Source organism: Pseudoalteromonas sp. Z1A6 (assembly GCF_011378745.1).
GTDB lineage: Bacteria > Pseudomonadota > Gammaproteobacteria > Enterobacterales > Alteromonadaceae > Pseudoalteromonas > Pseudoalteromonas arctica.
In genome coordinates this window covers 1-4885 of record NZ_WTKW01000310.1, presented here as the reverse complement: position 1 = coordinate 4885, position 4885 = coordinate 1, and the positions used below count along the sequence as shown (strand labels likewise).

The 4885-nt window shown below is 41.6% G+C and carries 5 protein-coding genes; 4 read left to right on the top strand and 1 reads right to left on the bottom strand.

Annotated elements, in window-relative coordinates; all coding sequences use genetic code 11:
* Positions 1 to 801 (bottom strand): YbfB/YjiJ family MFS transporter (locus GQR46_RS16025; protein WP_346766807.1); only part of this gene is annotated, 801 nt, incomplete at its 3' end.
* On the opposite strand from GQR46_RS16025, the gene GQR46_RS16020 reads away from it, so the two are divergent.
* The 4 genes from GQR46_RS16020 (at position 800) to GQR46_RS16005 (ending at position 4881) form a co-directional block, all read left to right on the top strand.
* Positions 800 to 1108, top strand: a complete 309-nt coding sequence (locus GQR46_RS16020) for a LysR substrate-binding domain-containing protein (protein ID WP_165741472.1) — start codon at positions 800 to 802, stop codon at positions 1106 to 1108. The two genes, GQR46_RS16025 and GQR46_RS16020, sit on opposite strands and share 2 nt — an antisense overlap.
* Positions 1109 to 1310: 202 nt before the next feature.
* Positions 1311 to 2111 (top strand): ATP-binding cassette domain-containing protein, encoded by an 801-nt coding sequence (locus GQR46_RS16015; RefSeq protein WP_346766806.1) that lies wholly within the window; start codon positions 1311 to 1313, stop codon positions 2109 to 2111.
* Positions 2111 to 3559 (top strand): DUF3526 domain-containing protein, encoded by a 1449-nt coding sequence (locus GQR46_RS16010; protein WP_165741470.1) that lies wholly within the window; start codon positions 2111 to 2113, stop codon positions 3557 to 3559. Before GQR46_RS16015 ends, GQR46_RS16010 begins: the two co-directional genes overlap by 1 nt.
* On the top strand, positions 3556 to 4881 hold the full coding sequence (locus tag GQR46_RS16005) for a DUF3526 domain-containing protein (RefSeq protein ID WP_165741469.1): 1326 nt from the start codon (positions 3556 to 3558) through the stop codon (positions 4879 to 4881). Before GQR46_RS16010 ends, GQR46_RS16005 begins: the two co-directional genes overlap by 4 nt.
* The last annotated feature ends 4 nt before the right edge of the window (positions 4882 to 4885 follow it).

The window sequence follows — 4885 nt, the reverse complement described above, 5'->3', positions numbered from 1 at the left end:
TAAAGGCTTTTTTAAAAGCCCAAACAAAAACCAAGTACCAATCATTACTATGAATGCTGATAAATAAAGCGCCATATTATAGTTACCAAAATATTCCAGCAGGCATCCACTTGGTATAGGCGCTATTATTTGTGCGTCGCCGTAGGCTAGGGTCATCGTGCCCATAGATCTTGCAGGGTTACTAGGATAAAAGTTACCCGCCATGGTTAAAACAAGGCTTACACAGGCAATAAAGGTGCCTCCAAACAGAAGGGTACTTATTATAATTACGGGGAGCGTATCGCTAATAGCGGGCAAAATAATACCAATTAAAAGTAAAGTGTATGCGGCTATTAAAGCTTTAATAAATCCAGTACGCCGTGCTATAGAATCCCATATTAATGCGGCGGGTGTTGCTGCAAGCCCCACTAATAAAAAAGCAATGCTACCTTGTCCTTTTAGGCCTTCAACACGCTCTACTATATCAACAATAAAAGTAGAGCTTACGGCGTAGCCATATCCTGCGCAAAAATAGGCTAGCATCATTAATAATTTAAACGTTTTACTTGGTGGGTTGGCTTTTTTAGTTACTTTTACTTGCCCATGAGCGCTGGGGTGTGGCATCCACCGCCATGCTGGTATTGCAATAATTGCAGCCAAAATGGCTAACGCTATCCATTGTTGTTGCCAGTTACTATTTGTGGCTAGCATTGACTGTACGAGTAGTGAGGTAACAACAATACTGATGCCTGCTCCGGCAAAGTGAATGCCTAGCTCTGCGCGATGATTATTATTTACAAGCCATTTTAAATTACCCTGTATTATTTGTGAGAGAGAGGGGTGCGGTCATCGAAAACATGCACTTGTATGGCAACAAAAAGCAGGGCGCACTAATGAAGAGTTAATGATTATGAGTAGTGCAGATGGTGTTTTAGGGTGTGTATCTGCTGGTTTAGGTTACACAATTATGGGTAAAAACATGGTTATAGGAAGCCGGTACGAAAAACCGCTGTGTATAAACCCTGTTAGCTTTGGCCCTAAGCATGTGGAGCTTTCGATTGTTTATAGAAAAGATTGCCCTTTGGAGCCTGGCGTACTCGCTTTAGCAGAACTATTACAAATTAAATAGGACAAAAACTAAATAGAGGGGCAAACCTAAAGGCTAATTAATTACACTTAACAGCTTGGCTTAAATTAGCGTTTGGTACATCAATTTTACTTAATAGCGTTAAATTTACGTATTTATTAACATTGGCAATGTTATATTGTTGCAATTGCTGTTTGATATAGTATAACATTCACAAATTCTGATTCCCCATATAGAGTTTAGTGTGACAACACCTACCGCAATTAATAAAACATCACCAATAGAATCACAAATCCCTAAGCAACCCGTTAGTAGTACACACAATAATCGCGATGCCATTATTGAAGTGGACTCGCTTTGTTTTAGCATTAAAAACAACGCTATTTTAAAAAACTTAAACTTTAGCGTGGGCCCTGGCGAAATTTACGCGCTACTAGGCGGTAATGGTGCGGGTAAATCAACCACTTTAAAAACGTTACTGGGTTTTAATAAACCATCCGAAGGCTCGGTAAAAGTAGCAGGTAAAGAGGTAACACAAGCGCTTGATTTTGTGCGTGGTAAAACCGCGTATTTACCTGAGTCGGCAACGTTGTATCCGCATTTAACAGCACGCGAAAACGTAGCGTATTTTTTATCACTTGCTGATATTAATAAAACAGACGAGCAAATTAATGCCGCGTTTAACCGCGTAGCCTTGCAAGAAGCTGCGTGGGATCGCCACATGCAAACCTACTCAAAAGGCATGAGACAAAAAACAGCGATTGCATTAGCCATTTTACGTGAAGCACCGATATTTTTACTTGATGAGCCTACGTCGGGCTTAGATCCTGTTGCAATTGACGAGTTTAACCAACTTGTGCGTGAGCTTGCATTAACGGGAGCGACTATTTTAATGGTGACGCACGATGTATACGGCGCATGCCAAGTGGCTAATCGTATTGGTTTATTAAGAGGCGGTGAGCTGGTGGGCGAATTTGACGCACCACAAAATGGCCGTATTGATACCGAACAAGTCCACGCAGCTTTTGCGCAAAGAGGCGCGTAATGAGCATAAATAACTTTTCAAAGGTGGTTATAGTTGCAAAGGATGAGTGGCGCTATTGGCTTCGCTCAAAACTTGCAATGACCGTACTTGCTATTGGTTTAGTGCTTACGCTTGCGTCGGTAATTGTTACCGCTATTACTATGATGGAGCTAAGCCATACTCGCCACGAACTGCAAACAAGCGCTGAGCAAAGCTTTGTTGATCAACCCGACCGCCATCCACACAGAATGGTGCATTATGGACATTACGCTTTCAGAACACCTTCGCCACTTAGCACACTCGACCCAGGTATTGATGCCTATACGGGTAACTCTATATTTTTAGAAGGGCACAGACAAAACAGTGCAATGTTTGCAGATAGCCGCCAAGGTACAGCATTAACCAAATTAGGCAGTTTAACCCCTGCATTTATTGTACAAACACTCGCACCGTTATTACTGATATTAATTGGTTATAGCGCTATTAGTCGCGAGCGTGAGTCGCAAACGTTATCTTACTTGTTATCGCAAGGTACATCGGGCACAACACTCATTGCAGGTAAAGGGCTTGCGTTAATGTCGGTTGTAGGATTAATTTTAATTCCGCTTACGGTATCGGCTTTATTTACACTTGGCTCAGGCGAAGGGTTACTTGCAGTGGCAAGCTTTGTGCTTGGCTACGCTTTATATTTAACTGTGTGGGTACTGCTTGTTTTATTGGCATCAAGCGTGTTTAGTAAAAACAGCGGCAGCTTTACAACACTCGCTTTTGTATGGATTTTACTGTGTATTGTAATGCCACGAGTAGCGAGTACAACGGCTTCAACGGCTGTACCATCAGCAGGTAAAATAGAAACCGACTTTGCTGTAAAAGCCGAGCTTAGAAAACTAGGTGACGGCCACAACACAAACGACCCCGCATTTAAGCAATTTAAACAATCACTCCTTACTAAATACAACGTGAGCAGTATTGATGAGTTACCCGTTAATTTTAGAGGGCTAGTGGCAAGCGAATCTGAGGCTAAGCTAACTAGCGTACTCAATAAGTTTGCACAGCAGCGTATGCAAGCTGAGCTTAACCAAACAAAGGTGTCGCGTTATTTTGGCTGGGTTTCACCTATGGTGGCAATTCGGTCGTTATCAATGATTGTAGTGGGAACGAGTATTGAAACGCATCATCGTTTTTTACGCGAAACCGAGCAGCTGCGATTTGATTTTGTACAAGGGCTTAATAAAGTTCATGTAGAAAAACTTAGCTACCAAGATGACATGAACCGAAATGCCGATACTGCAGCAACCCAAAAGGCACGTGTAAGTGCTAAAAATTGGCAAATACTGCAAGACTTTACCTTTAATGTAGACACTCCTGAAATAAGAACGCAGCGAAGCATACCCGCTTTTTTACAGCTACTACTTTGGATTGCAGTGTTGTTAGGCGGGATTAAATTTGTAGGGAGGCGTTTGTTATGAGTTACCTATTAAAACAACTTGTGCGTGAATGGCGTTTTTTACTTCGTCAAAAATACTTAGTGGTACTACTTGTATGTACGTTTGTTATGTCGGGATTTGCCGTTTATAGCGGACTTAGCGAAGTAACACAGCAAAAGCAAACTATTGAGCGCTTAAAAGCAGCCGATTTAACGGATTTAACTAATGTACAGCATAAGTACGATGATGCAGGCTCGCTTGCTTATTACAGTTTTCATTTAACGTATTCATCGCCTTCAAATTTAGCATTTGCTGCTTTAGGCGAGCGCGATATTTACCCGTGGAAACACCGCTTAAACTTACTTGCGCTAGAGGGGCAAATATACGAAAGCGATGCACAAAACGCAGAGCTTGCTCAAGCCGGTAAAATTGATTTTGTATTTGTATTAAGTGCTTTAGCGCCATTGGTGATTATTTTATTATTTCATGATTTATTTGCTAGTGAGCGCACCAGTGGCAGGCACGATTTGCTGGTCACTACGGCTAAATCGTACTTTGCGCTGTGGGGCGCACGTATAACGGTAAGGTTTATAGCGGTAATAATATGCTTAATGTTGCCATTTTATGTAGGCGCTTTTCTTAGTAGCTCAGTATTGGGTGATGTTGGATTTATTACTTTTATATGTGTTATTTACTTGGCTTTTTGGACGTTGTTGAGTGTGTGGTGGGGCAAAAATGCCAGTAGTGCGCCACGTGTTGCCTCAACCTTAATAGGTTTTTGGGTATTAGTTGCGTTTATTATTCCTATTTTAGGTGATTTAGCGATAAACAAAGCGGTGCATTCGCCAAAAGGTGGCGACATTGTGCTTACCCAGCGAGAAGCTGTTAATGGTGCGTGGGATATTCCAAAGCAAATAACCATGGACGCCTTTGTGGCAAATCACCCAAAGTGGACAAACTACACCGACATGCAAAGTGAGTTTGAATGGAAATGGTACTACGCATTTCAGCAAGTGGGCGATGAAAAAGCGGCGAAGCTATCACACGCTTACCAAGATGCGGCACGTAAAAAGTATTCATTAGCCGGGTTTGTATCTTGGCTATCACCGCCATTATTACTTCAACGTGGTTTAACACGAATGGCTAAAACAGATGCCGTAGCGGCATTTAGGTATGAATCGCAAATGCGTGGATTTCATAAAAGCTTACGGATGTTTTACTACCCGTGGTTATTTGTAAAAGGTAACCCAACTAAAGCAGCGCTTGAAAATATGCCAAGCTTTAGCAAAACCATACTTAATGAACAAAAAAAGCTAAGCAATGTAGATACCATCTCTCATTTTAAGCTTCAAGGTCGTATTTAACTTT